Source organism: Rhizobium binae, assembly GCF_017357225.1.
Classification (GTDB): Bacteria; Pseudomonadota; Alphaproteobacteria; order Rhizobiales; family Rhizobiaceae; genus Rhizobium; species Rhizobium binae.
Genome location: NZ_CP071604.1, coordinates 4,247,627 through 4,273,283 on the forward strand (window position 1 = coordinate 4,247,627; position 25,657 = coordinate 4,273,283).

28 protein-coding genes and 1 pseudogene are annotated in these 25,657 nt (G+C 62.5%); 15 read left to right on the forward strand and 14 right to left on the reverse strand.

Annotated elements, in window-relative coordinates:
- Nucleotides 1-37 precede the first annotated feature (37 nt).
- Nucleotides 38-1,114 carry an extracellular solute-binding protein gene (locus tag J2J99_RS20720; protein ID WP_168296577.1) on the reverse strand — a complete coding sequence of 359 codons (1,077 nt, stop codon included), beginning with the start codon at nt 1,112-1,114 and terminating at the stop codon, nt 38-40.
- A 261-nt stretch (nt 1,115-1,375) separates the two neighbouring features.
- On the opposite strand from J2J99_RS20720, the gene speB reads away from it, so the two are divergent.
- From speB to lhpI, 5 genes are all read left to right on the forward strand, one after another.
- Nucleotides 1,376-2,437: an agmatinase gene (gene speB / locus J2J99_RS20725; protein WP_199287210.1), complete on the forward strand. Its 1,062-nt coding sequence runs from the start codon at nt 1,376-1,378 to the stop codon at nt 2,435-2,437.
- A gap of 84 nt (nt 2,438-2,521) precedes the next feature.
- On the forward strand, nt 2,522-3,319 hold the full coding sequence (locus tag J2J99_RS20730) for a transporter substrate-binding domain-containing protein (protein WP_168296576.1): 798 nt from the start codon (nt 2,522-2,524) through the stop codon (nt 3,317-3,319).
- A 55-nt stretch (nt 3,320-3,374) separates the two neighbouring features.
- Entirely contained in the window at nt 3,375-4,043 is a 669-nt protein-coding gene (locus J2J99_RS20735; protein WP_168296575.1) for an amino acid ABC transporter permease, read from the forward strand.
- Nucleotides 4,040-4,687 (forward strand): amino acid ABC transporter permease, encoded by a 648-nt coding sequence (locus tag J2J99_RS20740; protein WP_168296574.1) that lies wholly within the window; start codon nt 4,040-4,042, stop codon nt 4,685-4,687. The genes J2J99_RS20735 and J2J99_RS20740 overlap by 4 nt, the downstream gene beginning before the upstream one ends.
- A 156-nt stretch (nt 4,688-4,843) precedes the next feature.
- Nucleotides 4,844-5,815 (forward strand): bifunctional Delta(1)-pyrroline-2-carboxylate/Delta(1)-piperideine-2-carboxylate reductase, encoded by a 972-nt coding sequence (lhpI, locus tag J2J99_RS20745; protein WP_168296573.1) that lies wholly within the window; start codon nt 4,844-4,846, stop codon nt 5,813-5,815.
- 33 nt (nt 5,816-5,848) lie between these two features.
- Here lhpI and J2J99_RS20750 read toward each other — a convergent pair whose 3' ends face one another.
- From J2J99_RS20750 to tsaD, 5 genes are read right to left on the reverse strand one after another with little or no spacing between them, the layout of a single operon-like run.
- Nucleotides 5,849-6,496 carry a class I SAM-dependent methyltransferase gene (locus tag J2J99_RS20750; RefSeq protein ID WP_207600941.1) on the reverse strand — a complete coding sequence of 216 codons (648 nt, stop codon included), beginning with the start codon at nt 6,494-6,496 and terminating at the stop codon, nt 5,849-5,851.
- A complete protein-coding gene (locus J2J99_RS20755) occupies nt 6,493-6,924 on the reverse strand; it encodes an EVE domain-containing protein (protein WP_168301717.1) in 432 nt (143 codons plus the stop codon). Before J2J99_RS20755 ends, J2J99_RS20750 begins: the two co-directional genes overlap by 4 nt.
- A 2-nt stretch (nt 6,925-6,926) precedes the next feature.
- Nucleotides 6,927-7,220, reverse strand: coding sequence for a YciI-like protein (locus J2J99_RS20760; protein ID WP_168301716.1), 294 nt, complete (start codon nt 7,218-7,220; stop codon nt 6,927-6,929).
- 10 nt (nt 7,221-7,230) lie between these two features.
- Nucleotides 7,231-8,214, reverse strand: coding sequence for an NAD(P)H-dependent glycerol-3-phosphate dehydrogenase (locus tag J2J99_RS20765; protein WP_168301715.1), 984 nt, complete (start codon nt 8,212-8,214; stop codon nt 7,231-7,233).
- Nucleotides 8,211-9,308 carry a tRNA (adenosine(37)-N6)-threonylcarbamoyltransferase complex transferase subunit TsaD gene (tsaD, locus tag J2J99_RS20770; RefSeq protein ID WP_168301714.1) on the reverse strand — a complete coding sequence of 366 codons (1,098 nt, stop codon included), beginning with the start codon at nt 9,306-9,308 and terminating at the stop codon, nt 8,211-8,213. The genes J2J99_RS20765 and tsaD overlap by 4 nt, the downstream gene beginning before the upstream one ends.
- Nucleotides 9,309-9,380: 72 nt before the next feature.
- On the opposite strand from tsaD, the gene hemC reads away from it, so the two are divergent.
- The 6 genes from hemC (at nt 9,381) to J2J99_RS20800 (ending at nt 15,219) form a co-directional block, all read left to right on the forward strand.
- On the forward strand, nt 9,381-10,310 hold the full coding sequence (gene hemC, locus J2J99_RS20775) for a hydroxymethylbilane synthase (RefSeq protein ID WP_168301713.1): 930 nt from the start codon (nt 9,381-9,383) through the stop codon (nt 10,308-10,310).
- Between the two features lie 7 nt (nt 10,311-10,317).
- Entirely contained in the window at nt 10,318-11,025 is a 708-nt protein-coding gene (locus J2J99_RS20780) for a uroporphyrinogen-III synthase (RefSeq protein WP_168301712.1), read from the forward strand.
- A 68-nt stretch (nt 11,026-11,093) separates the two neighbouring features.
- The gene (locus tag J2J99_RS20785; protein ID WP_205919213.1) at nt 11,094-12,362 is read left to right on the forward strand and encodes a COG4223 family protein; all 1,269 of its coding nucleotides are present in this window, start codon (nt 11,094-11,096) and stop codon (nt 12,360-12,362) included.
- Nucleotides 12,363-12,366: 4 nt separating this feature from the next.
- Nucleotides 12,367-13,974: a heme biosynthesis protein HemY gene (locus tag J2J99_RS20790; protein ID WP_168301710.1), complete on the forward strand. Its 1,608-nt coding sequence runs from the start codon at nt 12,367-12,369 to the stop codon at nt 13,972-13,974.
- Between the two features lie 17 nt (nt 13,975-13,991).
- Nucleotides 13,992-14,477, forward strand: coding sequence for a tellurite resistance TerB family protein (locus J2J99_RS20795; RefSeq protein WP_168301709.1), 486 nt, complete (start codon nt 13,992-13,994; stop codon nt 14,475-14,477).
- The gene (locus tag J2J99_RS20800; protein WP_168301708.1) at nt 14,446-15,219 is read left to right on the forward strand and encodes a glutamine amidotransferase; all 774 of its coding nucleotides are present in this window, start codon (nt 14,446-14,448) and stop codon (nt 15,217-15,219) included. The genes J2J99_RS20795 and J2J99_RS20800 overlap by 32 nt, the downstream gene beginning before the upstream one ends.
- Before the next feature lie 32 nt (nt 15,220-15,251).
- On the opposite strand, the gene J2J99_RS20805 is transcribed toward J2J99_RS20800, so the two are convergent.
- Complete coding sequence (locus J2J99_RS20805) at nt 15,252-16,484, reverse strand: MFS transporter (RefSeq protein ID WP_168301707.1); 1,233 nt, start codon at nt 16,482-16,484, stop codon at nt 15,252-15,254.
- 139 nt (nt 16,485-16,623) lie between these two features.
- Here J2J99_RS20805 and J2J99_RS20810 point away from each other — a divergent pair, with 139 nt between their 5' ends.
- Both J2J99_RS20810 and J2J99_RS20815 read left to right on the forward strand, forming a co-directional pair.
- On the forward strand, nt 16,624-16,914 hold the full coding sequence (locus J2J99_RS20810; protein WP_168301719.1) for a YggT family protein: 291 nt from the start codon (nt 16,624-16,626) through the stop codon (nt 16,912-16,914).
- Nucleotides 16,911-17,222 carry a DUF167 domain-containing protein gene (locus J2J99_RS20815; protein WP_168301706.1) on the forward strand — a complete coding sequence of 104 codons (312 nt, stop codon included), beginning with the start codon at nt 16,911-16,913 and terminating at the stop codon, nt 17,220-17,222. Before J2J99_RS20810 ends, J2J99_RS20815 begins: the two co-directional genes overlap by 4 nt.
- Nucleotides 17,223-17,226: 4 nt before the next feature.
- On the opposite strand, the gene ppa is transcribed toward J2J99_RS20815, so the two are convergent.
- The 4 genes from ppa to J2J99_RS20835 form a co-directional block, all read right to left on the reverse strand.
- A complete protein-coding gene (ppa, locus tag J2J99_RS20820; protein WP_168301705.1) occupies nt 17,227-17,763 on the reverse strand; it encodes an inorganic diphosphatase in 537 nt (178 codons plus the stop codon).
- A gap of 149 nt (nt 17,764-17,912) precedes the next feature.
- The gene (locus J2J99_RS20825) at nt 17,913-18,419 is read right to left on the reverse strand and encodes a GNAT family N-acetyltransferase (protein WP_168301704.1); all 507 of its coding nucleotides are present in this window, start codon (nt 18,417-18,419) and stop codon (nt 17,913-17,915) included.
- Nucleotides 18,420-18,616: 197 nt separating this feature from the next.
- Nucleotides 18,617-20,437, reverse strand: a complete 1,821-nt coding sequence (typA, locus tag J2J99_RS20830; RefSeq protein ID WP_168301703.1) for a translational GTPase TypA — start codon at nt 20,435-20,437, stop codon at nt 18,617-18,619.
- A gap of 159 nt (nt 20,438-20,596) precedes the next feature.
- Nucleotides 20,597-22,684 (reverse strand): M3 family metallopeptidase, encoded by a 2,088-nt coding sequence (locus J2J99_RS20835; RefSeq protein WP_168301702.1) that lies wholly within the window; start codon nt 22,682-22,684, stop codon nt 20,597-20,599.
- Between the two features lie 227 nt (nt 22,685-22,911).
- Here J2J99_RS20835 and J2J99_RS20840 point away from each other — a divergent pair, with 227 nt between their 5' ends.
- On the forward strand, nt 22,912-23,343 hold the full coding sequence (locus J2J99_RS20840; RefSeq protein WP_168301701.1) for a hypothetical protein: 432 nt from the start codon (nt 22,912-22,914) through the stop codon (nt 23,341-23,343).
- Nucleotide 23,344: 1 nt separating this feature from the next.
- Here the strand turns inward: J2J99_RS20840 and J2J99_RS20845 are convergent, their stop codons facing one another.
- The 3 genes and pseudogenes from J2J99_RS20845 to J2J99_RS20855 form a co-directional block, all read right to left on the reverse strand.
- The gene (locus J2J99_RS20845; protein WP_168301700.1) at nt 23,345-23,986 is read right to left on the reverse strand and encodes a LysE family translocator; all 642 of its coding nucleotides are present in this window, start codon (nt 23,984-23,986) and stop codon (nt 23,345-23,347) included.
- A gap of 206 nt (nt 23,987-24,192) precedes the next feature.
- Nucleotides 24,193-24,633 (reverse strand): DUF6130 family protein, encoded by a 441-nt coding sequence (locus J2J99_RS20850; RefSeq protein ID WP_168301699.1) that lies wholly within the window; start codon nt 24,631-24,633, stop codon nt 24,193-24,195.
- A 92-nt stretch (nt 24,634-24,725) separates the two neighbouring features.
- A pseudogene (locus J2J99_RS20855) lies at nt 24,726-25,132 on the reverse strand (organic hydroperoxide resistance protein).
- A 236-nt stretch (nt 25,133-25,368) separates the two neighbouring features.
- Between J2J99_RS20855 and J2J99_RS20860 the strand changes: the two are divergent.
- The gene (locus J2J99_RS20860) at nt 25,369-25,614 is read left to right on the forward strand and encodes a DUF2798 domain-containing protein (protein WP_168301698.1); all 246 of its coding nucleotides are present in this window, start codon (nt 25,369-25,371) and stop codon (nt 25,612-25,614) included.
- The last annotated feature ends 43 nt before the right edge of the window (nt 25,615-25,657 follow it).

Sequence of the window (25,657 nt, forward strand, 5' to 3'; positions counted from 1 at the left end):
CCGCGTTCCCGCCGACGATAACATGCCGCGGGGTGCCCTAGAGCAGCGGGGCGATATCCTGTTCCCAGCGCTTGGACCAGGCATCCTGCTGTTCGAGAACAACATTGTAATCCGGCACGTAGACGAAGTTTGAAAACTCGTCCGATGTGAAGGACAGATGCTTGAGATTGTCCGGCGTGACCGCCTTGCTGTTCAACGGCGCTTCGCCAGCCACCTTGGCGTAGAGCGAATTCATGTCCGGGCTGATCGCGAAATTGACGAAATCGAGCGTTGCCTTGGTATTCGGTCTATTCTTCAGCACGCCGAAACCGCTCTGGTAGAGGAAAGCCTTGAAGTTGTTGTCCTTGGTGAAACGAGTGACAGGGAAGTTCTTCGCGACGGCCGCCCAACCGGGTTCGGCGAAGAAGCCGACGGAGGTCTCGCCCGACGTCAGCGAATTGGTGAAGTCGATGTCGGTGATGGCGACACGGCCAATATTGCCGGATTTCGCCAATTCCTTCATGAGCTTCCATCCCGGCTCCATATTCGTTTCACTGCCGCCGGCGTGAAGGGCGAGCGCGACAATCTGGAGCATCATGCTCTGTGTCGGGCCCGGCCAGCAGATCGCGCCCTTAAGATCGGGGCTCAGCAGATCATCGATGGTCTTCACGGCGATGGGAGCCGTGTCGGTTCGGGCACCGAAATACATGCCGCCGACTGCGCGCGGCACCGCCTTGATATTACCCTTGCCATCACGAATGATGATTTTCTCGGGAATATTCGCAAGATTGGGAACATCGGCAGGATTGATGGTCTCGAGCCAATCCTCCTTCACCATGCTGTTGAATGAGCCTTCCCAGCCGGCGACGTAGTCGTAGTCGACATTCGGCCAGGCGGCCTTGATCTTTGGAAGAATCGCGCCCGCACCGCCCTGGTGAAGAACCCAGTTGAACGTCGCCGCATTCTGGTCGGCGGCAATCTGCTTCATGGCTTCGACGACATCACCGCCCCATTCGACGGCGGTAAGACTGCCGCTCTCGGCCGCGGCGGATCTCGCAATCCCGGCCATCGTGCCGGCAATCCCCGCAGCAGCGGCGGACCCGAGGAAGCGGCGACGTGTCATATCGTGCAACATGGTAAAGTTCCCTTTGTTGTCGGCCCTCTGCCGGACCGTTCGCATCGGAGACTGCTTGCAGGTTGCCAACCGCGGTAGTGGGAAAATTCTCGCCGGGCCATAAGGTTTTCTGAATAGCTCGATGAACGCGCCACCCGCAGCGCGGAACTCAGCGGAGCCAAGCTATCAACAATCGTTATATCCCCTCTCGAATTTTCGCGGTTCCAAGAGAAGCGGACGGCGCCGATGATGATGGCAGCATCAAGACCGTGGGAGCCTGCCTTGACCATTGACCGGGATTTTTTGGAAGACTTGAGAAGGCGCTTCGGCAGCGCTGCAGGCGGGGAGATGGAAGATCCGCACTTCCGTGCCGTGGCGGCGAGCGTTTTCAAGGACGGCGACAGCCGCAAGTGGCCCTTCGCCGATCCTGCCACCTTTCTGGACGCCCGTTTCATCGAAAACGGCTTGCGGCCCGAGGTGCTTGAGATGCTCGACGTGGCTCTGATCGGCGTGCCGATGGATCTCGGTGTCACCAATCGCGCCGGCGCGCGGCTGGGGCCGCGGGCCGTCCGGGCGATCGAGCGTGTCGGTCCCTACGAGCATGTTCTGCGTGTCGCACCGATGGGAGGGCTAAAGGTCGCCGATGTCGGCGACGTGCCGATGCGCAGCCGGTTCGGCCTGGCAGAATGCCACGCCGACATCGAGGCCTGCTACCGGATGATCTCGGCAACCGGGGTCATCCCGCTGTCGGTCGGCGGCGACCATTCGATCTCCGGCGCCATCCTCAAGGGCTTGGCGGCCAGCCAGCCGGTCGGCATGATCCATATCGACGCGCATTGCGACACCGCAGGTCCCTATGAGGGTTCCAGGTTCCATCACGGCGCGCCCTTCCGCGAGGCGGTTCTGGCGGGCGTGCTCGACCCGAAGCGTACGATCCAGATCGGCATCCGGGGCGGCGGCGAATATCTCTGGGAGTTCTCCTTTGCCTCCGGCATGACCGTCATCCACGCGGAAGAGGTGGCGGAGATGGGTCTCAAGGCCGTGATCGCAAAAGCTCTGGAGGTTGTCGGGGCCGGTCCAACCTATCTCAGTTTCGACGTGGACAGCCTCGATCCGGCTTTTGCTCCGGGAACCGGCACGCCGGAAGTGGGCGGGCTTCAGCCGAGGGAGGCCCTGACCCTGCTGCGCGGCTTCAAAGGCATCAACCTTATCGGCGGCGACGTCGTGGAAATCGCGCCGCAATACGACAACACCAGCAACACTGCGCAGATCGCCGCGCAGGTCCTGTTCGAACTCCTGTGCCTCGCGATGTTCAGTCCCGCGGTCAGGACAAACGTGCCGTGAGAACCAGCTCCACTACGGCAGCGTGCCTCGCGCCCGCTGCCGCCCATCGTCTGTCGCACAATACATCTCAAAAAGGGGAACGACATGAATGCTCTTATGAAATTGCGCTACACCGCCACCGCGGCAATTGCCGTGTTCGGCATTTTGGCAGGAGCCGCTCAGGCCGACGAGCTTGCCGATATCAAAACCGCAGGCGAGATTAACATCGGCATCTTCTCCGATTTCCCGCCCTTCTCCTCGGCAAGCGCCGATATGAGCATCAAGGGCTATGACGTCGACGTCGCCCAGAAGATCGCCGACGGGCTCGGCGTGAAACTCAATCTCGTCAGCGTCACGGGCCAGAACAGGATCGCCTACCTGAACGACGACCGTGTCGACCTGCTGATGAGCGTCGGCTATTCGAAGGAACGCGCCGAGGTTATCGATTTTGCCGCGCCTTACGCCCCCTACTATATCGCTGTCATCGGTCCGGCTGCGCTGAAGGTGAGCGGCAAGGAAGACCTTGCCGACAAGACCGTTGCCGTCAATCGCGGGACGCTCGAAGACACGTCGCTGACCGCCGCCGCCCCCGGCTCGGCCGCGATCCAGCGCTTCGAGAACTACAATTCGGTCATCCAGGCCTTCATCTCAGGCCAGACCGAGCTGATGGTCGTCGGCAACGATGTCGGTGCGCAGGTTCTGGCACGACAGGACGCCCTGAAGCCGGAGCAGAAATTCCAGCTGCTGAGTTCGCCCTCGCACATTGCGCTCCGCAAGGGCGAGGAAGGCCTGAAGAAGGCCGTCAATGACAGCGTCGCCGCAATGATCGCCGATGGCTCACTCGACGCAAGCTCGAAGAGCTGGCTGAAAGCGCCGCTCAACCCTGAAAATCTGAAGGACTGACGGAGCCGCCCCCGGTCCGACCCAGCCCAGATCATCCGGCTCCAAAGGAAAAACGATGAGATACAGCCTGGATTTCAATTGGCTTTGGGATGGAATGGGACCTCTGGCTTACGGCGCAGGCACGACGCTTGCGCTGACGGCCTCCACATCGGCCCTCGGGATCGTTCTCAGCGTTCTCGGCGCAGCCGCGCGCCGGGGACCGTATCCATGGTTGCGGAAGGTCGTCGGCCTGTATGTGGAAGTCATGCGCAATACGCCATTCCTGGTGCAGCTGTTCTTCATCTTCTTTGGCTTGCCTAGCCTGGGCCTTCGCCTCGATCCGATCTCTGCCGCAGTCCTTGCCATGACCCTCAACATGGCGGCCTACACGATCGAGGTGGTCGGGGCCGGACTCGATGCCATACCGAGAGGCCAGAAGGAAGCGGCGCAAGCGCTTGGCCTCAGGCCTCGGCTGGTGTTCTTCAAGATCATCCTGCCGCAAGCGCTCGCCATCATTTTCCCGGCACTCACAAGCCAGATCATCATCATGATGCTGGAATCGGCGGTGGTTTCGCAAATATCCGTCCGCGAGCTGGCGCAGGAAGCCGATCTGCTTCAATCGCGCACCTTCCGCTCCTTCGAGACCTATCTGGTGGCGACGTTGATCTACCTTTCGATGTCCGCCGCACTGCGCCGGCTCCTTTTCGCCGGGAAACGCCGTTTTCTGGGAGCTGGTCTGGCATGATTGAGTTCACGTTCTGGGACATTCTGCGCAATCTTGTCTTCGCGACACGCTGGACCCTGCTGCTTTCGGTCGCAGCCTTTGCCGGCGGCGCCGTCGTTGGCCTGGCGATCTTGTCTGCATGGATTTCGAAAATGCGCTGGCCGCGCAGCCTGGCGTCCGGCTACATTGCCCTATTTCAGGGAACGCCGCTGCTCATGCAGCTCTTTTTGATGTTCTTCGGCCTGCCGATGCTCGGGTTCCGGATCGAGTCATGGACCGCCGCCGTCTGCGGCCTGACATTCTATGCCAGCGCTTATCTCGCCGAAATCTGGCGGAGCGGCGTCGAGGCGGTGCCGCGCGGGCAATGGGACGCCGCAGCCAGCCTGGGCCTGCATCGTCTCCTCGAACTTCGCCTTGTCATCCTTCCGCAGGCTTTCCGGATTACGCGCGCGCCGACTGTCGGCTTCCTGGTCCAATTGATCAAGAGCACCGCACTGGCCTCGATCCTCGGCTTCGAGGAACTGCTGAAAACCGCAAACGCCATCAACAATGCGACCTTCGAACCCTTCAGGGTCTACGGTCTCGTCGCGGTGATCTTCTTCGCCCTGTGCTATCCGCTTACGCAATACGCCAGAACCCTGGAGAAGAAAGCGGCCTTTGGCTGAGCGGTGCCGAATTGCTCGGCATCCGGCGCTGCAACGGAGTGGCCCCCAAAGGCCGATACCGGTGGAAAAGCTGCTGCGCCGCGGCGGCGCTGCATTCGTTCAACCACACTGAACTCGCCCTATCGGGCAGTTAGACCTTCCTGAGAGATCGCTTCAATGACCGACACGCAAATCCGTATTCTCGATGCCCGGATAACAGGCGAGCTTCTCCCTTTCGGCGCGCTGGTCGCGACCTTGCGGCAGGCATTTGCCGAAGGGTGCGTTGTCCCGGTACGGCATCACCACACGATAGCCAACAGCGACGAGTCGGATGCGACGCTGCTTCTGATGCCAGCCTGGCATGAAACGCACCGGTCGGAGCGCTATCTTGGCATCAAGATCGTTACCGTCTTTCCCGGCAATACGGTGCGCGGCATTCCCGGCTTGACTTCGACTTACATGCTCTATGATGGCCGGACCGGGATACAGCTTGCATTAATTGACGGAAACACGATCACGGCGCGCCGTACGGTAGCGGCATCAGCCCTTGCCGCTGACTATCTTGCCCGAAAGGACGCGCGCCGCCTGCTGGTGATCGGCGCAGGTCGCGTTGCGAGCCTCATACCCGATGCCTACCGCGCCGTCCGGCCAGTCTCACATGTCGATATCTGGGATATCGATCCCGCCAGCGCGGAGCGGCTGGCGCAGAGCCTCGCGCAACGGGGATTCCACGCCACCGCCGTCACGAATCTGGAAGCCGCGACGCGGCAAGCCGATATCGTCAGCGCGGCGACGCTGGCGACCGCACCGCTTATCCGAGGCGAATGGCTGAGGCAGGGCACCCATGTCGATCTGATCGGCGGCTTCACCCCGGCGATGCGCGAGGCAGATGACGAGGCGCTTCGGCGCGCCTCGGTCTATATCGACACTCAAGAAGCCCTTCACGAAGCGGGCGATCTGGTTCAGCCGATCAGCGCAGGCGTCATTTCTAGAGAGGCGGTGCATGCGACACTTGACGAATTGTGCCGCCGGGATATTCCGGCGCGGGCGTCCAACGATGAGATTACTCTCTACAAGGCAGTCGGAACAGCGTTGGCTGATCTCGCCGCCGCGACGATGGTCTATGAAGCCGCCTTGATTGCCGGCTGACATCTTATGGCCCCGAGGGCCGCGAATACCAACCTAAGGAACGAACCGCCAGACCGTCGTCTTCTTGATTTCGCTGTCCTCCAGCGCCCGCGTCACCGGCACCTGATAGACCGCGCAGAATTCCAGCCGATCTCTAGGCAGGTAGCTGCGCCCGGGATCGCCGACCAGAACCGATTTGCCGCCAGCCGCCAGCCTCGAGAGCCAGGGAACGAGCGCAGCGGCGAAAGCGCTATCGTAGAAGACGTCGCCGGCAAGCAGCATATCCGCATCGACGGCCTGGCCGATCAGATCGGCGCCGGTAAATCCGAGAGAAACGCCGTTCGCCTCGGCATTCAGCCGGACCGCCGCCTCCGCCCAGGGATCGATATCGCATGCCGTGACCTCAAGGGCGCCGGCCATGACGGCCGCGATGCCGACGAGGCCCGAGCCGCTGGCAAAATCCAGCACGCGCTTGCCGCGCACCGTTTCCGGATGATCGAGAATGTAGCGCGCCAGTCCCTGCCCGCCCGCCCAGGCGAAAGCCCAGAAAGGCGGCGGCAGGCCGATCGCTTCCAGCTCCTCCTCCGTCTTCAGCCAGAGCTCATGCGCCTCGCTGGCCAGATGAAGCGAAATTTCCGGCACATGCGGCGGCGCCATCAGACTGGTATTGGCGCGGATGAAGGCTTCCGGATCGGTTTTCAACGCAGGGGATTGTCGAGCCCGCCCATGCGGCAGACTTCGGCCCACTCATCGTCGGTGACCGGCTGCACGGAAAGGCGCATGGAGGTGACGAGCGACATCTTGGCGAGCTTCTCGTTCGCCTTGATGTCCTTCAACGTCACCGGCTTTGGCATGTCCATGACGGCGCGGATATCGACGCAATCCCACTTCGGATCGCCCTTGGCGGTGGAATCGGGATGCGACAGGGCGCAGACTTCGACGATGCCGACGATCTCCAGCCCGTCATTCGAGTGGTAGAAGAAGCCTTTGTCGCCCACCTGCATCGCCCGCATATTGTTGCGCGCCAGGTAGTTGCGCACGCCGGTCCATTCCGTGCCCTTTTCGCCGGCGGCCTTCTGCTGCTCCCAGGACCAGGAGGCGGGTTCTGATTTATAGAGCCAATGCGCCATGATTACGCTTCCGGTTTATTGAAGACCCAGTTGTAGGCCTTGACCTCGACACTTTCGAACAGCCCGGCCTGGGTGTAAGGGTCGGCATCCGCGAGCGCACGCGCAGCCTCTTTCGATTCCGCTTCCACGATGATCAGGCTGCCGCAGGGCTTACCCTCCTCATCGAGAAACGGGCCGGCGATCTTCAGCGTGCCCTTGGCATTCAGCCTGTTCAGATATTCGAGATGCGTCGGCCGCGTCTCCATGCGCACGTCCAAATGTCCCGGCTTGTCCTTGCAGAGCAGGGCGAAAAGCATGTCTGTTCTCCTATTCGGTGGTGATCGGACGCGTCATCAACTGCTCGATGGCGTCCGATATTTCGAGCCTGCCGTCGATGATGGCGGAAACGGCGTCGGTGATCGGCATGCTGATCGAAAGCTCCGCGGCAAGCCGCGAGGCGACCGAGGCGGCAAGCGCGCCCTCCACCAGCGCGCCGTGCAGCGGATCAACCTTCTCGCCACGCCCGAGCGCAATGCCGAAGCGCAGGTTGCGCGATTGATGGCTCGTTCCCGTCAGCACCAGATCGCCGAGACCGGAAAGCCCACGCACGGTATCCGCCTGGCCGCCTTTGGCAACGACGAAGCGCGACATTTCCGCAAGCCCGCGGGCAATCAGCGCCGCACGGGCGGATTCACCAATGCCGCGGCCCTCGACGATGCCGCAGGCGATCGCCAGCACATTCTTGAGCGCACCGCCGAGCTGCACGCCGATGCGGTCGCTGGAGGCATAGAGCCGGAAGGTCCGGCCTGATATCGCCTGGGCGAGCCGCTCGGCAGTCTCCATATCCGCCGCCGCGATCGCCATCGCCGTCGGCAGGCCCTTGGCGATATCGGCGGCAAAGCCCGGACCCGAGAGCACCGCGATCGGATGGTCCGGCAGTTCCCGCTCCAGCATGTCGGTCAACAGCTTGCCGGTCGCCCGCTCGATGCCCTTGGCACAGGTGACGACAATGGCGTCTTTCGACAAATATGGGCCATAATGCCGCGCCGCATCCGCCTGCGCCTGCGATGGCATCGCAAAAAGCACGATGGAGGCGCCGGCGATCGCCTCCGCCTCGGCGGAAAATTCGAGCGATTCCGGCAGAACGATGCCGGGCAGCACTGCATCATGCAGACGTTCGCTCTTCAGATCGGCCATCAGCGATGGATTGCGCCCGACGAGCGTCACTGTGCTGCGACCGGCAAGGGCGATGACGGCGGCAAGCGCCGTGCCGAAAGCGCCCGATCCGACGACGGCGATCCTTTCGCTCATGCCTTGGCTCCTCTCTTTCCAAAGCCGATCAGCCTTTCCGCATTGGCATCGAGCGGCCAGCGCGAGCGCGGCTGGACGTCGAGTGCATCCGGGACCGCACCTGTCGCCATCCGCTCCAGCCCTGCCCAGGCAATCATCACAGCATTGTCGGTGCAGAGGCTCAGCGGCGGCGCGATGAAGCGGAAGCCGTTCTTGTCGCAAAGACCCTGCAGCGTCGCCCGCAGTTCGAGATTGGCGGCGACACCGCCGGCAACGACGAGCGCCGGCTTTTCCTGGTTGGCCGGAAACTCGGCCTTGAAACGCTGCAGGCCGCGGCCGATGCGGTCCTTCAGCGTGCGTGAAATCGCCCGCTGGAACGAAGCGCAGATATCCGCCACGTCCTGATCGCTGAGCGGCGCGATCTCCTGCGCCGCCTGCCGCACCGCCGTCTTCAGGCCGGAGAAGGAGAAATCCAGCCGCGCCTCGCCGACCAGTGGCCGCGGAAAATCGAAGCGATCGGCGTTGCCGTCCCGCGCCATGCGTTCCACTGCCGGGCCGCCGGGATAGGGCAGGCCGAGCAGTTTTGCCGTCTTGTCGAAGGCTTCGCCGAGCGCGTCGTCGATCGTCGTGCCCCAGCGCTCATAATCTCCGACGCCGCGCACCAGGATGAGCTGGGTATGGCCGCCGGAGACGAGCAGCATCAGATAGGGAAAGGAAAGCCCGTCGGTCAGCCGCGCCGTCAGCGCATGGCCTTCGAGATGGTTGACCGCATAGAGCGGCTTGCCGGCCGCCCTTGCGATCGCCTTGCCGGTCATCAATCCCACAAGCAGCCCGCCGATCAGCCCCGGGCCTGAGGTGGCGGCGATGGCGTCGACATCGGCCAGCGACACATTGGCGCGCTTCAGCGCCTCCTCGATCAGCTCGTCCAGCGCCTCGACATGAGCGCGCGCGGCGATCTCCGGCACGACGCCGCCATAGGCGCTGTGCTCGTCGAGCTGGGAAAGCACGACATCGGAGAGTATTCTGGAATGCCCCTCCGCATCGCGCTCGACGACCGCCGCGGCCGTCTCGTCGCAGCTCGTTTCGATGCCAAGGATGCGCAGAAAGGGAACCATAGGGCCTGTTCGTTCATTGCGATGGGGCCGAAACCCGTTTACGAGAACTCCGGTAACAACGGAACAGAGCGGATGCAAACAAAACCTTTCCGGATCGGCACGCGGGGCAGCCCGCTGGCGCTCGCCCAGGCGCATGAGGCCCGCGACAGGCTGATGGCGGCGCATGGCCTGCCTGAAGAGATGTTCGAGATCGTCGTGCTGTCGACCAAGGGCGATCGCATCACCGACCGGTCGCTGGCCGAGATCGGCGGCAAAGGCCTCTTCACCGAGGAGCTCGAACAGCAGCTTGTCTCGGGCGAGCTGGATTTCGCCGTGCACTCCGCCAAGGACATGCCGACGCACCTGCCGGACGGCCTGCATCTCTCCGCCTTTCTGCCGCGCGAGGATATCCGCGACGCCGTCATCGGCCGCACCGCACCCAAACTGATCGACCTGCCGCATGGCGCCACGGTCGGCTCCTCGTCGCTGCGCCGGCAGGCGCTGATCCGCCGCATGCGACCCGACATCAACGTCATAATCTTCCGCGGTTCGGTCGAAACCCGGCTGCGCAAGCTCGAAGAAGGTCAGGTGGACGCGACGCTGCTGGCGCTTGCCGGCCTCAAGCGCCTCGGCAAGGTCGAAGTGCTGACCGATATCCTCGACCCCGACACCTTCCCGCCGGCGCCGGCCCAAGGGGCAATCTGCATCGAGAGCCGGATCGGCGATACGAGGATCGACGAACTGCTGGCGGCGGTCAACGATGCCGCGACCTTCGACACCGTCTCCTGCGAACGCGCTTTCCTCGCCGCCCTGGACGGTTCCTGCCGCACGCCGATCGGCGGCTATGCCATCTGCGAGGGTGACCTCATCCGCTTCTCCGGCCTGATCATCACGCCCGACGGCAGGAGCCAGCATGGGGTGACGACCGATGGACACCGTCGCGATGCGGCCGCGCTTGGCACCCGCGCCGGCCAGGACGTGCGCGCAAGGGCCGGCAGCGCATTCTTCGACGACTGGCACTGAAACGGCCATGCGCGTGCTCGTCACCCGCCCTGCGCATTCGGCCGAGAAATCCGCACAACGTCTGCGCGATATGGGCCACGAGCCGCTGCTGCTGCCGCTGCGTCGGCCACAACATGACAGTGCCTCAGCCGCCGATGCGCTTGCAGCCACCGGCGGCGCGATCGCGGTAACCAGCGGCGAAGCCGTCCGGGTGCTGTCGGCTCTCGGCGAGACACTTCGTCCCCACCTTGACCGCCCGATTTTTGCGGTCGGCGAGATGACGGCGCAAGCGGCGCAGGGCCTTGGCTTCCGGTCCGTCACCGCATCGTCGGGCAACGGCCGCGATCTCGCCGATCTCGTCGGCGCGCAGGGTGCAGAGGACTTGCTTTACCTCGCCGGCAGACCCCGCGCCGAAACCTTCGAAGGCAGATTGCGCGAACTTGGCATCCGCTTTTCCGTCGCCGAATGTTATCGCATGCTGCCGGTCGCTCCCGGCGCGGCCGACATCGCGGCAATTTTTTCAGGCCATCACCCGGATGCCGTTCTTTTCTATTCTCGGCAGACAGCCGAGGATTTCTTTCAGGTGGCGGAGCTGCGATCGGCCCTGTCGGAACGGGGCGGAATCCGCCTTCTCTGCCTCAGCGAGGCGGTAGCGCAGGCGATTCCGACTTTCCTGAAAGGGACAGTGACGATTTCGCCGATGCCGGATGAGATAAGCCTTTTGTCGCTGCTTTGAATACTCCAGCCGCCCAAATTTGATCTAACCTCTTCCCTTAACTGGCATCACTGTCTAGTTTCGTTGCAATGCAGGATAAAGAGGACCTCATGGTATCGGGAACCCCGCCACGCCATTCCAAGAGCGCCGACGAGCCAGTCACGATCGACCTCGATTCTCAGGAATTCGCCTCCGTAGCCGATACCGAAAAGCCGGTAGACACCGATGCCGGCGAGGCCGACAGCCCCGTCGCGGATGCCGATCTGCCGCCCGAAACCGAAGCGACGTCGGAGCCTGAACAGGAAAGCCAGCCCGAAGCGGCGGCAGCGGAGGAGACGCCGGCGGCCGCCGAGCCTTCCTTCCCCCCTCGTAGCGACCAGTCCGCGCCAAAAGGCCCCGGCACCTCCGGACTGATCGCCGCCGGCATCTTCGGCGGTCTCGTGGCACTGCTCGGCGCAGGCGCCATCCAATATGCCGGATACCTCCCGGGTTCCTCGGCACCGCAGGCGGCCTCGCCTGAGATCGCCGATCTCTCCGGCGAGATCGACGGCTTGAAACAGACCGTCGCCAACCTTGCCGCCAATCCGGCAGGCACCGGTGACAGCGCGCTTGAGACACGCGTCGCTGCACTCGAGACGGCTGCGAAGAACCCGGCGGCGGCACCATCGGGCGACCAGGCAAATGTCGAGGCGCTCAACCAGAAGATTGCCGAGCTGAGCGGTCAGGTCGAACAGCTGCGTTCGACGCTTACCCAGTCCGCCGAGCAGCAGACCAGCAATGGCGCCGATATCGCCAAGCGCCTCGACGAGGCCGAAAAGAAGCTGAACGAACCGCGCCAGGATGTCGCCGTCGCCCGGGCGATCGCGGCAGCCGCCCTCAAGGCGGCTATCGATCGCGGCGGCCCGTTTCTGGCGGAGCTCGACACATTCGCCGGCGTCGCGCCCGACGATCCAGCCGTTGCCGACCTGCGCAGATTTGCCGAGACCGGCATTCCCTCGCGCGCCGAGCTCGTGCGTCAGGTTCCCGACGTTGCGACCGCGATCGTTGAGGCCGTCAACCAGCCGGATCCCAACCAGAGCTGGTCGGACCGGCTGATGGCGAGCGCCAAATCGCTGGTGACCGTCCGTCCCGTCGGCAATATCGAGGGCGAAAGCGTCGAGGCCATCGCCGCCCGCATGGAGGACAAGGTGAAGAACGGCGACCTGCCCGGCGCTTCCGCCGAATGGAATGCTCTGCCGGCTTCCGGAAAGCAGGCGTCCGCCGCCTTCAAGCAGTCGCTGGAGGCGCGCATCCGCGTCGAGGAGTTGGTCGGCGGGGCGCTTTCGAAAGCGGTCAGCGGCGCCGGCAAGGAGGGGTGAGACTATGATCAGACTTGTCGTCTTCGCCCTGCTCGTATTGCTTCTCGCCTACGGCTTCTCCTGGTTCGCCGATCGTCCCGGCGATCTCTCGCTAATCTGGGAAGGTCAGATCTACCAGACGAAGCTGATCGTCGCAGTGAGCGCGATCATCGCCCTGATCGCAGCCGTGATGATCGTATGGTGGTTCGTTCGCATGATCTGGACCTCGCCGCATTCGGTGACGCGTTATTTCCGCGCCCGCAAGCGCGACCGCGGCTATCAGGCGCTGTCGACCGGCCTGATCGCCGCCGGCACCGGCAATGCGCTCCTTGCCCGCAAGATGGCGGCCCGCTCGCGCGGTCTCATCCGCGCCGATCAGGAGCCGCTGATCAACCTGCTCGAAGCCCAGGCCGCCCTGATCGAGGGCCGCCACGATGAGGCGCGCGCCAAGTTCGAGGCCATGGCCAACGATCCGGAAACGCGCGAGCTTGGCCTGCGCGGCCTCTATCTCGAAGCCCGCCGTCTCGGCGCCAACGAGGCCGCCCGCCAATATGCCGAAAAGGCCGCCGATAATGCGCCTTATCTGCCCTGGGCCGCCCAGGCAACGCTCGAATATCGCAGCCAGGCCGGCCACTGGGACGATGCGATCCGCCTTCTCGAACAGCAGAAGGCCGCCCGCGTCGTCGAGAAGGCCGAAGCCAACCGCCTGCATGCCGTGCTGCTGACGGCGCGCGCCGTCGAGAAGCTGGAAGGCAACCCGGCCGGCGCCCGTGACGACGCCCTGCACGCGCTGAAGCTCGCCGTCGATTTCATTCCGGCCGCCCTGATCGCCGCTAAGGCTCTTTTCAGAGAAGGCGGCCTGCGCAAAGGCGCTTCGATCCTCGAGCAGGCATGGAAATCCAGACCGCATCCCGAAGTCGGCCGCGCCTATGTCAGAGCCCGCAGCGGCGATTCCACGCTCGACCGGCTGAAGCGCGCCGAGCGGCTGGAGGCGTTGCGCCCGAACAATGTCGAATCCCTCCTCGTCGTCGCCCAGGCTGCGCTCGACGCGCAGGAATTCGCCAAGGCGCGGGCCAAGGCGGAAGCGGCGGCACGCATCGAGCCGCGTGAAGCCGCCTTTCTGCTGCTCGCCGACATCGAGGAGGTCGAGACCGGCGATCAGGGCCGCGTGCGCCATTGGCTGGCGCAGGCGCTGAAGGCTCCGCGCGATCCCGCCTGGGTGGCAGACGGCTTCGTCTCCGACAAATGGCTGCCGGTGTCGCCGGTCACCGGCCGTCTGGACGCGTTCGAATGGAAGGCACCTTTCGGTCAGATCGACGGTCCGCTCGAAGACGGTTCGGCGCCCGCCGCGATCGAAACAGCCCTGAAGACCCTGCCGCCGCTGCGTGACGTCAGGCCGGAAAGCCCGGTCAACGATCACCGCATCATCGAGTTGGAACGCGCCGCGACGATCGCCGAGTCCGTGCGCCCCGCGTCGGCGCCGGCAAAGCCGAAGTCTGCCGAACCGGTCACCGGCGATAAAGCGCAGGCACCGAACGAAGCAAAGCCTTTCTTTGGCGGACTGCCAGATGATCCCGGCGTTCGTGATTCCAGGGCGGAACCGGAACCCAAGACCCGGCTTCGCCTTTTCTGAGATGGAACGAAAACCGCATGTTCGAACGCTTTCAGGCATTCTTTCAGAAGCTTACCGCCGATCAGCCCCGCAAGGGTTTCGCCCCGGATGATCCTCGCATTGCGGTGGCGGCGCTGTGCATGCAGGTCATGGAGGCCGACGGGCAGATCAAGGCCAGCGAGAAGAAGCGGCTGCGCAACCTGTTGAAGGAACAGTATGCGCTCGACGCCAAACAGCTCGACGCTCTGATGGCCGCCGGCCTCGAGGCCGAGAGTTCCGCGGTCGACTATTATCGCTTCACATCCGATCTGAAGCGCCACCTGAACACCGAGCAACGGCTGGAGCTGATCGGCATTCTCTGGGACATAGTCTATGCCGATGGCGAACGCAGCGAGATGGAAGATCATGTGATCTGGCGTATCGCCGATCTGCTGGGCGTTTCCTCACGCGAGCGCATCCAGAAACGGCAGGAGGCCGCCGCCAGGGTGACGGATGTCCGGGTTGCGCAAGATGATGCCGACTGAGCAAAATCCGAGCCGCGACCGGCGTCCCATCCTCATCGTTCTCCATCAGGAGCGGTCGAGCCCCGGCCGGGTCGGCCAACTGCTTGTCGAAAAAGGCTATCGCCTCGATATCCGCCGCCCGGTTCTCGGCGAACCGCTTCCGACGACGCTCGAAAACCATGCCGGTGCCGTCGTCTTCGGCGGTCCGATGAGCGCCAACGATCCAGACGACTTCGTCAAGAACGAGATCGATTGGATCGAGATTCCGCTGCGAGAAAAACGTCCCTTTCTGGGTATCTGCCTCGGCGCCCAGATGCTGGTGCGTCATCTCGGCGGCAAAGTGCAGCCGAACGCCGACGGCTCGACGGAGATCGGCTGGTATCCGCTGCACCCGACCGAGAAGGGCCGGCTCTTAATGCACTGGCCGAAGATGGTCTATCATTTTCACCGCGAGGGCTTCGAGCTGCCGCATGGCGCCGATCTTCTGGCCGAAGGCGATGCCTATCCGAACCAGGCCTTCCGCTACGACGGCAACGCCTGGGGCCTGCAGTTCCATGCCGAGCTCACGAGGGTAATGATGCATCGCTGGGTCGTGCATGGCGCCCATCGCTTCATCCTGCCGAACGCCCAGCAGGGACGCGAACATCTCGAAGGCCGCATGCTGTTCGACGCGCCGCTGAGAGCCTGGCTGACCGAATTCCTCGATCTCGTCTTCGAGGGAAAAGCCGCGAAAGCGGCGCACCCAATCACGCTTCCGGCATAGGAGCGCGCTTCCTGGCAGGAAGCGATCGTTCTCTAAGCCGGCGCGTCGAGCGAGTCGATCCTGCGCAGTTTCGGGAACCTGGACGCCCAGATCGCTGCGACGACCAGGGTACCGATGCCGCCGATGACGACCGCCGGCACCGCGCCGAAGATCGAGGCCATCGTGCCGGCCCTGAATTCCCCGAGCTCATTCGAGGCGCCGACGAAAACCATGTTGACCGCATTGACGCGGCCGCGCAGCTGGTCCGGCGTCCAGAGCGCAATCAGGCTCTCACGTACATAGACCGACACCATGTCGGCCGCCCCCATCACCGCCAGCGCGGCGATCGAGACTTCGGTGTTGCTCGAGACCCCGAAGATGATGGTTCCCAGACCGAAGAGGGCGACGCCGATGAACATGTAGAGGCCGGCACGGTGCTTCAGCGGGTAGGCGGCGAGGAAGATCGCCATGACGATGGCGCCGAGCCCCGGCGCCGCGCGCAACAGTCCGAGGCCCCAGGGGCCGAGCGTTAGAATATCACGAGCGAAGATCGGCAGCAGCGCCGTGGCGCCGCCGAGCAGCACGGCAAAGAGATCGAGAGAAATCGCGCCGAGCACCACCTTTTCGGCGCGGATGAAACTGAAGCCGCCGAGAATCATCGCCCAGCTCTTGGCCTCACCCACCGTCTTCTGCTCCGGCTTTGGGATCATGAAGAGAAGGCCCGCGCCGAGAATGGAAAAGATCACCGCCACCGTATAGGCGGTCGTCGCGCTGACTCCATAGAGCAGGCCGCCGATCACCGGCCCGGTGATCGCAGCAAGCTGCCAGGACGATGAATTCCAGGCGATCGCGTTCGAAAGCGCATGCTCCGGCACGAGATTGGGCGCGAGAGACTGCACTGCCGGCGACATAAAGGCGCGTTCGATGCCGAAGATCAGCAGCACCGCAAAGACCGGCCAGGGCGCGAAGGTGTCCGTCGCCGTCATGATCAGCAGCGCCAGCGTGCAGAGCGCGCTCACCAGCGAGCACAGCGCTGCAATCGCCCGGCGATTGTGCCGGTCGGCCACCGAGCCGGTGACGAGGATGAGCAGCAGCGACGGCAGGAACTGGACGAGCCCAATGAGGCCGAGATAGATCGCCTTGCCCGTCTGGTCGTACATCTGCCAGCCGACGGCGACGCTGACGATCTGCTGCGAGAAGGAGAGCAGAAAGCGGGCGAAGAAGAAGCGGGTGTAAGACGAATGCCGGAACGCGGCAAAACGGTCTCCGGTGGCCGAGAACGACATGAGCCTTGTCCGAGAAAGCGGAGGCCGGAATGGTTGCGAGGCCGCCCGTTAAACATGATCTGCCATGCGTTTCGACACGGCACTTGCCCGTTTAGTCGCCAATGTCTACATGTCTGTCAACAACCAATTGGAGACGTCGATGTTTGCCTTGTTTCAAACCATTGATTTGGTTTTGAATATTTATACGTGGATCCTGATTGCCAGCGCCGTTTTCTCCTGGCTCTATGCGTTCAACGTCATCAATTCCAGCAATCAGTTCGTCAATTCGGTCGGCATGTTCCTTTATAATGTCACCGAGCCGGTGCTGAAACCGATCCGTAGTCGCCTGCCGAACCTCGGCGGCATCGACATTTCGCCGATCATCCTGCTGGTGATCATCTTCTTCCTGCGCACCTTCCTCTGGACCACCGTTTACCCGCTGGTCTCTTGAGCCCTCCCTGGAAGCTCTTCGCTGATCATCTGCGCCTCACTGTTCGGCTGACGCCGAATGGTGGGCGAGATGCGTTCGACGGCATTGAGACGGACAGCGAAGGCGAGACCTATCTGAAGGCGCGCGTCACCGCCGTTCCGGAAAAGGGAAAGGCCAATAGGGCGCTGATCGCGCTCATTTCCAAATCGGTCGGTATTGCCAAATCCAGCTTCAGCCTCGTTTCCGGCGAAACGGCGCGCAAAAAAATCCTCCGGATCGAGGGCGATCCGGAGGGTCTGGCAAGAAAGCTCGAAGCTTTCCTTAAGTGAACGATCAAACCTTCGCCTTCTTGGCGCGCTCAACGGCTTCGATAATGAGCTGGCCGGCTTCCTTGGAGTCGCCCCAGCCGAAGATCTTCACCCACTTGCCGGGCTCAAGATCCTTGTAGTGCTCGAAGAAGTGCTCGATCTGCTTCAGCGTGATCTCCGGAAGGTCGGTGTAGTCCTTCACCTTCTCATAACGCAGGGTCAGCTTCGGCGACGGCACGGCGATGATCTTTTCGTCCTTGCCCGAATTGTCTTCCATCTTCAGGACGCCGATCGGGCGCACGTTGATGACGCAGCCCGGAACCAGCGGGCGAGTGCTGGCGATCAGCACGTCGATCGGGTCGCCGTCTTCGGACAGGGTGTGCGGCACGAAACCGTAATTGCCCGGATAGGTCATCGGCGTATAGAGGAAACGATCGACGACCAGCGTGCCGGCGTCCTTGTCCATTTCATACTTGATCGGATGACCGCCGACCGGAACCTCGACAATAACGTTGACGTCTTCAGGGGGATTATTACCGATGGAAACGGCGTCGATGCGCATACGGAACTCCTGCGAGGTTGAATTGCTCGCAGCCAGATAATCAGTTTCATGCGGCAACGCAACATTGGAGATCACCAATGCGTGATGGCGACGGCACGCAGCCAGATCGAAATTCTAGCAAGAGATGATCGAACTGCAGGCGGGATGGCTCAGTTCCAGATGAAGCCGATCTTCTTCAACTGCTTGTGGTCGAAATTTTCCATGCCCTCGCAGAAATCGATCCCGCCGTGATGGCGGTAGAAGCGGCTGGCGGTCTCGTTTTCCTCGAGGCACCAGACGACCAGCCCGTTGCAGCCGAGCGACCTCAACAGCCGGCGCGCCTCGCCGAACAGCATCCTGCCGAGACCGATGCCCTGATATTCGGGACGAAGATAGAGCTCGTAGATTTCGCCTTCCTGCGGCAGGGCGCGAGCGCGATTGAGGCCGAGGGTCGCATAGCCGGCGACCGTGCCGGCGACATCAAGGACCAGCAATGTCGCAGGTCCGCGCGTTGCCTTGCGCCACCAGTTTTCGCCGCGCCGCTCGATCATCTGCGTCAGGGCGCGATGCGGAATAATCCCCGCATAGGTGTGCTGCCAGGCGAGCCTGTGCGTTTCCGAAATGGCTCGGGCATCGTGCGGTTCGGCCCGCCGGACATCGATCGACAACGTCTTCATAACGTTTACTCTGGTCCTGCCGGGGGCAATTAACCATACGCGATGACGCATTCGGCTCGATTGCCCACAGACTTAACATGTGGACGATGGTCAAAATTTAACGCTTTTTTAACGATTGTCACAAGTCGGAATCGGCGCAGCGCACAATAAAAAACCCCGGCGCGTAGGCCGGGGCTTTGAGGAATAACCCGAGACGCTCAGAGAGCCGCCTTGGTCTTTTCGAACCGCTTGCGGTCGTTGGCGTCGAGATACATCTTGCGCAGGCGAATGGACTTCGGCGTCACCTCGACCAGCTCGTCCTCCTGGATCCAGGAGAGCGCGCGCTCCAGCGTCATGCGGATCGGCGGGGTGAGCTTGACGGCCTCGTCCTTGCCGGCGGCGCGGATGTTGGTCAGCTTCTTGCCCTTCAGCACATTGACCTCAAGGTCGTTGTCGCGCGTATGGATGCCGATGATCATACCCATATAGACCTTTTCGCCGGCATCGATGATCATCGGGCCGCGGTCTTCCAGATTGAACAGGGCATAGGCCACCGCTTCACCAGCTTCGTTGGCGAGCAGCACGCCGTTGACGCGGCCGCCGATCTCGCCCTTGTAAGGCTGATAGCTGTGGAACAGGCGGTTCATGATCGCCGTGCCGCGCGTATCCGTCAGCAGTTCCGATTGGTAGCCGATCAGGCCGCGGGTCGGCGCGTAGAAAACCAGGCGGACGCGATTGCCGCCCGACGGACGAAGCTCGACCATTTCAGCCTTGCGCTCCGACATCTTCTGAACGACGACTCCGGAATGTTCTTCGTCGACGTCGATGAGGACTTCCTCGATTGGCTCCAGCAGCTGGCCGCTCTCGTCCTTGTGCATGACGACGCGCGGACGCGAAACGGCAAGCTCGAAGCCTTCGCGGCGCATGTTTTCGATCAGAACCGCAAGCTGAAGTTCGCCGCGGCCGGAGACGAAGAAACTATCCTTGTCGGCGCTTTCCTCGATCTTCAGCGCAACGTTGCCTTCGGCTTCCTTGAACAGGCGGTCGCGAATGACGCGGCTGGTGACCTTGTCGCCTTCGGTGCCGGCAAGCGGCGAGTCGTTGACGATGAAGGACATGGTGACCGTCGGCGGGTCGATCGGCTGCGCCCTCAGGGCTTCCGTCACGGACGGATCGCAGAAGGTATCGGCGACCGTGCCCTTGGAAAGGCCGGCGATCGCGACGATGTCGCCCGCATGCGCCTCTTCGATCGGCTGACGCTCGATGCCGCGAAAAGCGAGAATCTTGGAAATTCGGCCCTGCTCAATCAGCTTGCCGTCCTGGCCGAGAACCTTGACCGCCTGGTTCGGCTTGATCGAACCGGAAGCGATACGGCCGGTGATGATGCGGCCGAGAAAGTTGTTGGCCTCGAGGATCGTGCCGATCATCCGGAACGGACCTTCCTCGACCTTCGGCTCGGGCACGTGCTTGACGACGAGGTCGAGCAGCGGTGCGAGGCCTTGATCGGTCGGGCCTGCCGGATCGTAGTTCATCCAGCCTGCGCGGCCGGAACCGTAGAGGATCGGGAAATCGAGCTGTTCGTCGGTGGCATCGAGCGCGGCGAAAAGGTCGAAAACTTCGTTGACCACTTCGTCGGCCCGGGCATCCGGACGATCGATCTTGTTGATGGCGACGATCGGACGAAGGCCGACCTTGAGGGCCTTGCCGACGACGAACTTGGTCTGCGGCATCGGGCCTTCGGCCGCGTCCACGAGAACGATCGCGCCGTCCACCATCGACAGAATACGCTCGACTTCACCGCCGAAGTCGGCGTGGCCGGGCGTATCGACGATGTTGATGCGGGTGTCCTTCCACTCGATCGAGGTCGCCTTGGCGAGAATGGTGATGCCGCGCTCTTTTTCGATGTCGTTGGAGTCCATCACGCGTTCCATGACGCGCTGGTTCTCACGGAACGAGCCGGACTGTTTCAGAAGCTCGTCAACGAGAGTGGTCTTGCCATGGTCAACGTGCGCGATGATCGCGATGTTGCGAAGTGCCATATGTCATAATCTCTGAGGCTGGGGCGCTACGCCAAGTGGACGCGCCATTTACGTTTGGCGCGCTCATACCGGTTTTTTCGCGATTGCGAAAGGGGGTCGCGCGCGAAAGCTGCGGCATGGCTGCCGCCATGCCGCGTGGGTCTCTGTCATCAAACTGTCTTAAGCGTCGCTGCCTGTCAATTCCTCGAAGGTCGCAAGCCCCTTCTTGACGAGCATCGCATCCGGCCTCGGCAGCTTGCCGCGGAAGCCCTTATAGGCATCCTCCGGATCGACCGAGCCGCCGGTGGAATAGATGTTTTCCTTGAGCTTTTTCGCCATCTCGCCGTTGAAGGCGTCGCCCGTCTCCTCGAAGGCGGCAAAGGCGTCGGCGTCGAGCACCTCGGACCACATGTAGGAATAATAGCCGGCCGAATAGCCGCCGGAGAAGATGTGCTGGAAGTGCGGCGTGGCGTGGCGCATGACGATCGATTTCGGCATGCCGATCTCGGCCAGCACCTCGGCCTGCACCGCCATCGGGTCTTCGACAGCCTCGCGCGTGTGAAACGCCATGTCGACCAGCGCCGACGAGGTGAACTCGACGGTGTTGAAGCCGGCATTGAAGGTGCGGGCCGCCAGCACCTTGTCGAGCAGCGCCTGCGGCATCGGCTCACCGGTTTCGAAATGCACGGCATAGTGCTTCAGGATGGCGGGCACCGTCAGCCAGTGCTCGTAGAGCTGCGACGGCAATTCGACGAAATCGCGCGAGACGCCGGTGCCCGACACGGAAGGATAGGTGACGTTGGAAAGCATGCCGTGCAGCGCATGCCCGAATTCGTGGAACAGCGTGCGGGCATCGTCGAGCGACAGCAGCGCCGGCTTGCCCTCGGCCGGTTTGGCGAAGTTGCAGACATTGTAGATGATCGGCAATTCGCCGTGGCGGCCATTCTTCAGTTCCAGCTTGTGCTGCGATTGCAGCGAGCTCATCCAGGCGCCTGATCGCTTCGAACTCCGGGCGAAATAGTCGCCGAGGAACAGGGCGACCAGCCTGTCGTCGCGGTCCCTGATTTCGAAAACCCTGACATCGGGATGGTAGGCCGGCACGCCCTTCTTTTCGACCGCACGGATGCCGAACAGCCGTCCGGCGACGTCGAAGCAGGCCTCGATGATGTTCTCGAGCTGCAGATAGGGCTTCAGTTCAGCCTCGGAGAAATCGAATTTCCGCGCCCGGATCTTCTCGGCGTAGTGGCGCCAGTCCCAGGGCATGACCTCGTGGTTCCGGCCCTCTTCGGCGATCAGCGCCGCAATGTCGATCTCCTCTTCGCCGGCGCGCTTCACCGCCCGCGCCCAGACCGCTTTCAGCAGGCCGTTCACCGCTTCCGCCGTCTTCGCCATGGTGTTGTCGAGCTTCAGCTTGGCGAAATTCCCGTAGCCGAGCAGCCTCGCCACCTGGTGGCGCAGGGCGAGCGTTTCCTTGATGACGCCGCGGTTATCTGTTTCCCCGCCGTTGGCGCCGCGCGCCACCCATGCGTTGAAGGCCTGTTCGCGCAGGTCCCGGCGCTCCGAGAAGGTCAGGAACGGCTCGATGATCGAGCGCGACAGCGTCACGGCATACTTGCCGTCCTCGCCCCGCTCGCGCGCCGCCGCCGCCATCGCGTCGCGCAGGAATTCGGGAAGTCCGTCGAGTTCGGCGCCGTCCGAAAGCATGAGCGCCCAGGCCTTCTCGTCGGCCAGCACGTTCTGGCCGAACTGCGTGGCGAGACCGGCGAGCTTCTCGTTGATCGCGGCAAGCTGCTCCTGCTCGGCCTTCTCAAGCTTGGCGCCCGACTTGACGAAGCCTTTCCAATGGCGTTCCAGCACGCGCATCTGTTCGAGCGTCAGTCCGAGGCTCTCGCGGTTTTCCCAAAGCGTATCGATACGGGCAAAGAGCGCGGCGTTCATCCCGATCTTCGAATAATGGCGCGACATTTTCGGCGAGATCTCCCGCTCCAGCGCCTGAATCACGTCGTTGGTATGGGCTCCCGCTCTGTTCCAGAATAGCGACGAGACGCGCGACAGCGCTTCGCCGGCGATTTCAAGCGCAACGATCGTATTCGCGAATGTCGGCGCGTCGCCGTTTCCGGCGATCTCGTCGATCTCCCTTTCATGCTCGGCAAGCGCGGCCTCGAAGGCGGCGGCGAAATCATCATCGTTCAAGGCATCGAACCGCGGCAGGCCATGAAGGCCGTCCCAATTGACGAGCGCCGGATTGAAATCATGTGGAGAAGGCATCGGAGAATCCTTTTTGGCATGCGAATGGATCGTCAATATAGGAGAGCGTCCGGAGAATTGGTATGTCGCAGGCAGGGCCTTTTGCCTCGCCCGCCAAATCCGGTGGACATCCGCAAAATCTGGTGGACGAAATTTGACGCGTGCAAATTAACCATTTGTTAACGATTGACGCGAATCGGGCACAAGCGCTAGTTTTCGGGTGATCTTCCTGCCAGGGGACATGCGCCATGGAAATTTTTTCCCTGCGGTCTTCTCAGAGTTTGCTATTTAAAAACAACCCTAATAACGCAAAAAATTCGAAGACTGCCGATATTCACATCGAGACAAAGGCTCCGGCCCCCGTCTCGTTTCACATCGAAGACAATCCCGATGAGGGCCCCGATTTTACTGCGGTCAGCCCCGGAGAGCTGCGTTCCTACGCGCGCCAAAGCTTCGATAGCGGCGTGATCGACCAGAACACCTACGCCGCGATCTCCGAGCCGTTGCCGATGCATGCGATCGATCCGCTCGGCAACGTGATCGACCTCTCCAGCGTTACCGACGGCACGAGCTTCAATTTCCTCGATTATTACAAGAACCAGCTCCAGGTCGCCATGTCGATCGGCGATCCCAGCGAAGTTCAGACGCTGAAATCGGTGGTCAACTTCCTGGACGGTTGAATCACGCCTTGCGCCAGCCGAAAAGGCCGGGCGTCGCGTGCCACAGCGCCTGGGCGGCAAAGCCCATGAAGAGGACGCCGGAACAGCGCACGATCAGCCGTTCATAGGCGCGATAGAAGCGTCGCACCGCGCCTGCGCCGATAATGCCGATCAGGATGATGTCGGCCGTCACGAAACCGACCAAGGACACGCCGAGAAGCACCGGCAGCGCCTCGAAATCGAGCGCGCCGGCAGATCCTGCAACCAGGGCGGTGAAGGTGGCAAGCGCCACCGGATAACCCTTCGGATTGGTGACGCCGAAGATCAGGCCACGCCGGAACGGACGCTCGACCATGACAAGCGCCTGCCCATCCGCTTTCGGCTTGGTATTGACGGCGCTCCAGCCGATCCAGGCGAGATAGAAGCCGCAGGCGAGGCCGAGCAGATCGAAGACGAAAGTCCCGATCGTCTTCGCGCCGACGATCGCGATCAGCGCCAACGACGACCAGATCAGATCCCCGACCAGATGCCCCATCATGAAGAAGGCCCCGGCCTTGCGCCCCTGCCCGGCGCCGATGCCGAGCAGTTGCAGGAAGGCGGGTCCGGGAATGAGCACATAGAAAAGCGCCGCCAGGAAGGCGCCGAACAGCAGGGACTGCGTCATGGAAATGCTCCGAGGGTGACTGCGGCAGAGTAAGCCATCCCCGGCATCCGTCAAGGGCACGGCGGCGACTTCCGGCTCAAAGCGGACGCCGCCGAATTCGCCTCTAAAGCATGTCGCGCAAAACTGTGCAGCAGTTTTGCGCTAACGACATCCGAGAAGATAAAGTCCTAAAGCGCGGTAGCGAATCTGAAGGATCGCGGCGTGCTTTAGTGGCGCGCGCGGTCGATTGCCGGTACGGTAAACTTCACGACCTTTCCGCCCAGCACTTCATGTTCCGGCGTGGCCATTTCGATGAGCAACTTGTGCTCGCCTGGCGGCAGGGCGGTGAGGACTATAGCGCCGGTGCCGCCCGCGTCGGCCCACCGCCAGGGCAGGTCGTCGATACTGACATGAAGGTGACCGGCCCTCGGCGAGACGTCCCTGGCACTGGCGCCAAAGATCGGCAGGATGCGGAAATTCTCGGTTCGATAGGGTATGATGGCTACCGCTCGGCTCGCGAGCGGTCCCGCAAGGGGCTGATCCACGACGAGTTTGGGTGCAGGCTCGTTCGTGATGGGAAGGAACTGCGTCGCCGTTTCCGCATGGATGGGCCTGCCGGCGGCAAGCAGTAAAGCTGCCGCTGCCAGGGCTCTTGCTATGGTGGTCATGACGGAATCCTCTGGTGTTCGCCCTGTCCTGGCCGGCATCTTCTCGGGACGCCGGCACGATATCGGGTCGGAAGGCCTTAATCGGAGACCGATCAGGCAACGTTGAGTTCGACGGCGATATTGCCGCGGGTGGCCTTGGAATAAGGGCAGAGCTGGTGCGAACGCTCGACCAGGGAGCTCGCGAGATCCGCCTCGATGCCCGGCAGCTTTGCGTTCAGCCGTGCCTGCAGCACATAGCGACGTCATTCGAGACCAGGTCAATCTCGGCGTTGATGGCAGCGCCGGCGGGCACGCGAAGCTGACGCTCCGCGGCCGCTCTCCCGATCGCGCCGAGGAAACAGGCGGACCAGCCCGCAGCGAAGAACTGCTCGGGATTGGTGCCTTTGCCCGAGGAACCGGATGGGGATAATTTCACGTCGAGGCGACCATCGGAACTACGAGACGCGCCGTCAAGCCCGCCGGTGGTGCTGGTTTCGCCTGTGTAGATGACTGTCGGCATTCACATACTCCTTGTTGGATTTCAGCCGGCGAGATGGCGGCGGCCGACTCGCGCTTTAGGCTGCGATGAGGGGAAGATGAGCTTCGCAAGACCGATCCGGTAGCGAGCAGAAGCGAGAGGGAGCCTCTCGTTTTCTCGCGCTACCGCCGGCACCGAAGCTGCGCGATCTTCAGGGCACCAACCGAAATCGCGACCGCTGAAGCGATCCCGCTTTCACATCCGTCCGGGAGACCGACATGAACACGCATTTCAAACGCAAGATCGTCTTCGCTCTGTCGATGGGCGTCGTGACGACAGGGCTGATCTCTTTCACGCTGCTCGCACTCAATCTGGGCTTCTCGAAGGAGTTCGTCCTGACATGGTTCCGCTCGTGGAGCATCGCCTATCTCATCGTCATTCCCGCCATCCTGCTGATCGGTCCCCGCCTTCAGGCGCAGATCGATCGCGTCATCCGTGACGCGGAAGAGGAACCGTCAATATGACAATGGCCACCCTTCGCCACGCCGTAGTCAAGAAAGTGGGCGC

What these genes read in the sequence shown, in the direction of transcription:
- J2J99_RS20845 (WP_168301700.1), bottom strand. Translation starts at nt 23,986, where the DNA reads ATGACGCAGTCCCTGCTGTTCGGCGCCTTCCTGGCGGCGCTTTTCTAT.
- J2J99_RS20755 (WP_168301717.1), bottom strand. Translation starts at nt 6,924, where the DNA reads ATGGCGCATTGGCTCTATAAATCAGAACCCGCCTCCTGGTCCTGGGAG.
- typA (WP_168301703.1), bottom strand. Translation starts at nt 20,437, where the DNA reads ATGGCACTTCGCAACATCGCGATCATCGCGCACGTTGACCATGGCAAG.
- J2J99_RS20850 (WP_168301699.1), bottom strand. Translation starts at nt 24,633, where the DNA reads ATGACCACCATAGCAAGAGCCCTGGCAGCGGCAGCTTTACTGCTTGCC.
- J2J99_RS20720 (WP_168296577.1), bottom strand. Translation starts at nt 1,114, where the DNA reads ATGTTGCACGATATGACACGTCGCCGCTTCCTCGGGTCCGCCGCTGCT.
- J2J99_RS20760 (WP_168301716.1), bottom strand. Translation starts at nt 7,220, where the DNA reads ATGCTTTTCGCCCTGCTCTGCAAGGACAAGCCGGGACATTTGGACGTG.
- J2J99_RS20785 (WP_205919213.1), top strand. Translation starts at nt 11,094, where the DNA reads ATGCAGGATAAAGAGGACCTCATGGTATCGGGAACCCCGCCACGCCAT.
- J2J99_RS20835 (WP_168301702.1), bottom strand. Translation starts at nt 22,684, where the DNA reads ATGCCTTCTCCACATGATTTCAATCCGGCGCTCGTCAATTGGGACGGC.
- J2J99_RS20740 (WP_168296574.1), top strand. Translation starts at nt 4,040, where the DNA reads ATGATTGAGTTCACGTTCTGGGACATTCTGCGCAATCTTGTCTTCGCG.
- J2J99_RS20810 (WP_168301719.1), top strand. Translation starts at nt 16,624, where the DNA reads ATGTTTGCCTTGTTTCAAACCATTGATTTGGTTTTGAATATTTATACG.
- J2J99_RS20805 (WP_168301707.1), bottom strand. Translation starts at nt 16,484, where the DNA reads ATGTCGTTCTCGGCCACCGGAGACCGTTTTGCCGCGTTCCGGCATTCG.
- ppa (WP_168301705.1), bottom strand. Translation starts at nt 17,763, where the DNA reads ATGCGCATCGACGCCGTTTCCATCGGTAATAATCCCCCTGAAGACGTC.
- J2J99_RS20860 (WP_168301698.1), top strand. Translation starts at nt 25,369, where the DNA reads ATGAACACGCATTTCAAACGCAAGATCGTCTTCGCTCTGTCGATGGGC.
- J2J99_RS20795 (WP_168301709.1), top strand. Translation starts at nt 13,992, where the DNA reads ATGTTCGAACGCTTTCAGGCATTCTTTCAGAAGCTTACCGCCGATCAG.
- J2J99_RS20790 (WP_168301710.1), top strand. Translation starts at nt 12,367, where the DNA reads ATGATCAGACTTGTCGTCTTCGCCCTGCTCGTATTGCTTCTCGCCTAC.
- tsaD (WP_168301714.1), bottom strand. Translation starts at nt 9,308, where the DNA reads ATGGTTCCCTTTCTGCGCATCCTTGGCATCGAAACGAGCTGCGACGAG.
- lhpI (WP_168296573.1), top strand. Translation starts at nt 4,844, where the DNA reads ATGACCGACACGCAAATCCGTATTCTCGATGCCCGGATAACAGGCGAG.
- J2J99_RS20780 (WP_168301712.1), top strand. Translation starts at nt 10,318, where the DNA reads ATGCGCGTGCTCGTCACCCGCCCTGCGCATTCGGCCGAGAAATCCGCA.
- J2J99_RS20765 (WP_168301715.1), bottom strand. Translation starts at nt 8,214, where the DNA reads ATGAGCGAAAGGATCGCCGTCGTCGGATCGGGCGCTTTCGGCACGGCG.
- J2J99_RS20800 (WP_168301708.1), top strand. Translation starts at nt 14,446, where the DNA reads ATGTCCGGGTTGCGCAAGATGATGCCGACTGAGCAAAATCCGAGCCGC.
- J2J99_RS20825 (WP_168301704.1), bottom strand. Translation starts at nt 18,419, where the DNA reads ATGAAGACGTTGTCGATCGATGTCCGGCGGGCCGAACCGCACGATGCC.
- J2J99_RS20735 (WP_168296575.1), top strand. Translation starts at nt 3,375, where the DNA reads ATGAGATACAGCCTGGATTTCAATTGGCTTTGGGATGGAATGGGACCT.
- hemC (WP_168301713.1), top strand. Translation starts at nt 9,381, where the DNA reads ATGCAAACAAAACCTTTCCGGATCGGCACGCGGGGCAGCCCGCTGGCG.
- J2J99_RS20730 (WP_168296576.1), top strand. Translation starts at nt 2,522, where the DNA reads ATGAATGCTCTTATGAAATTGCGCTACACCGCCACCGCGGCAATTGCC.
- J2J99_RS20840 (WP_168301701.1), top strand. Translation starts at nt 22,912, where the DNA reads ATGGAAATTTTTTCCCTGCGGTCTTCTCAGAGTTTGCTATTTAAAAAC.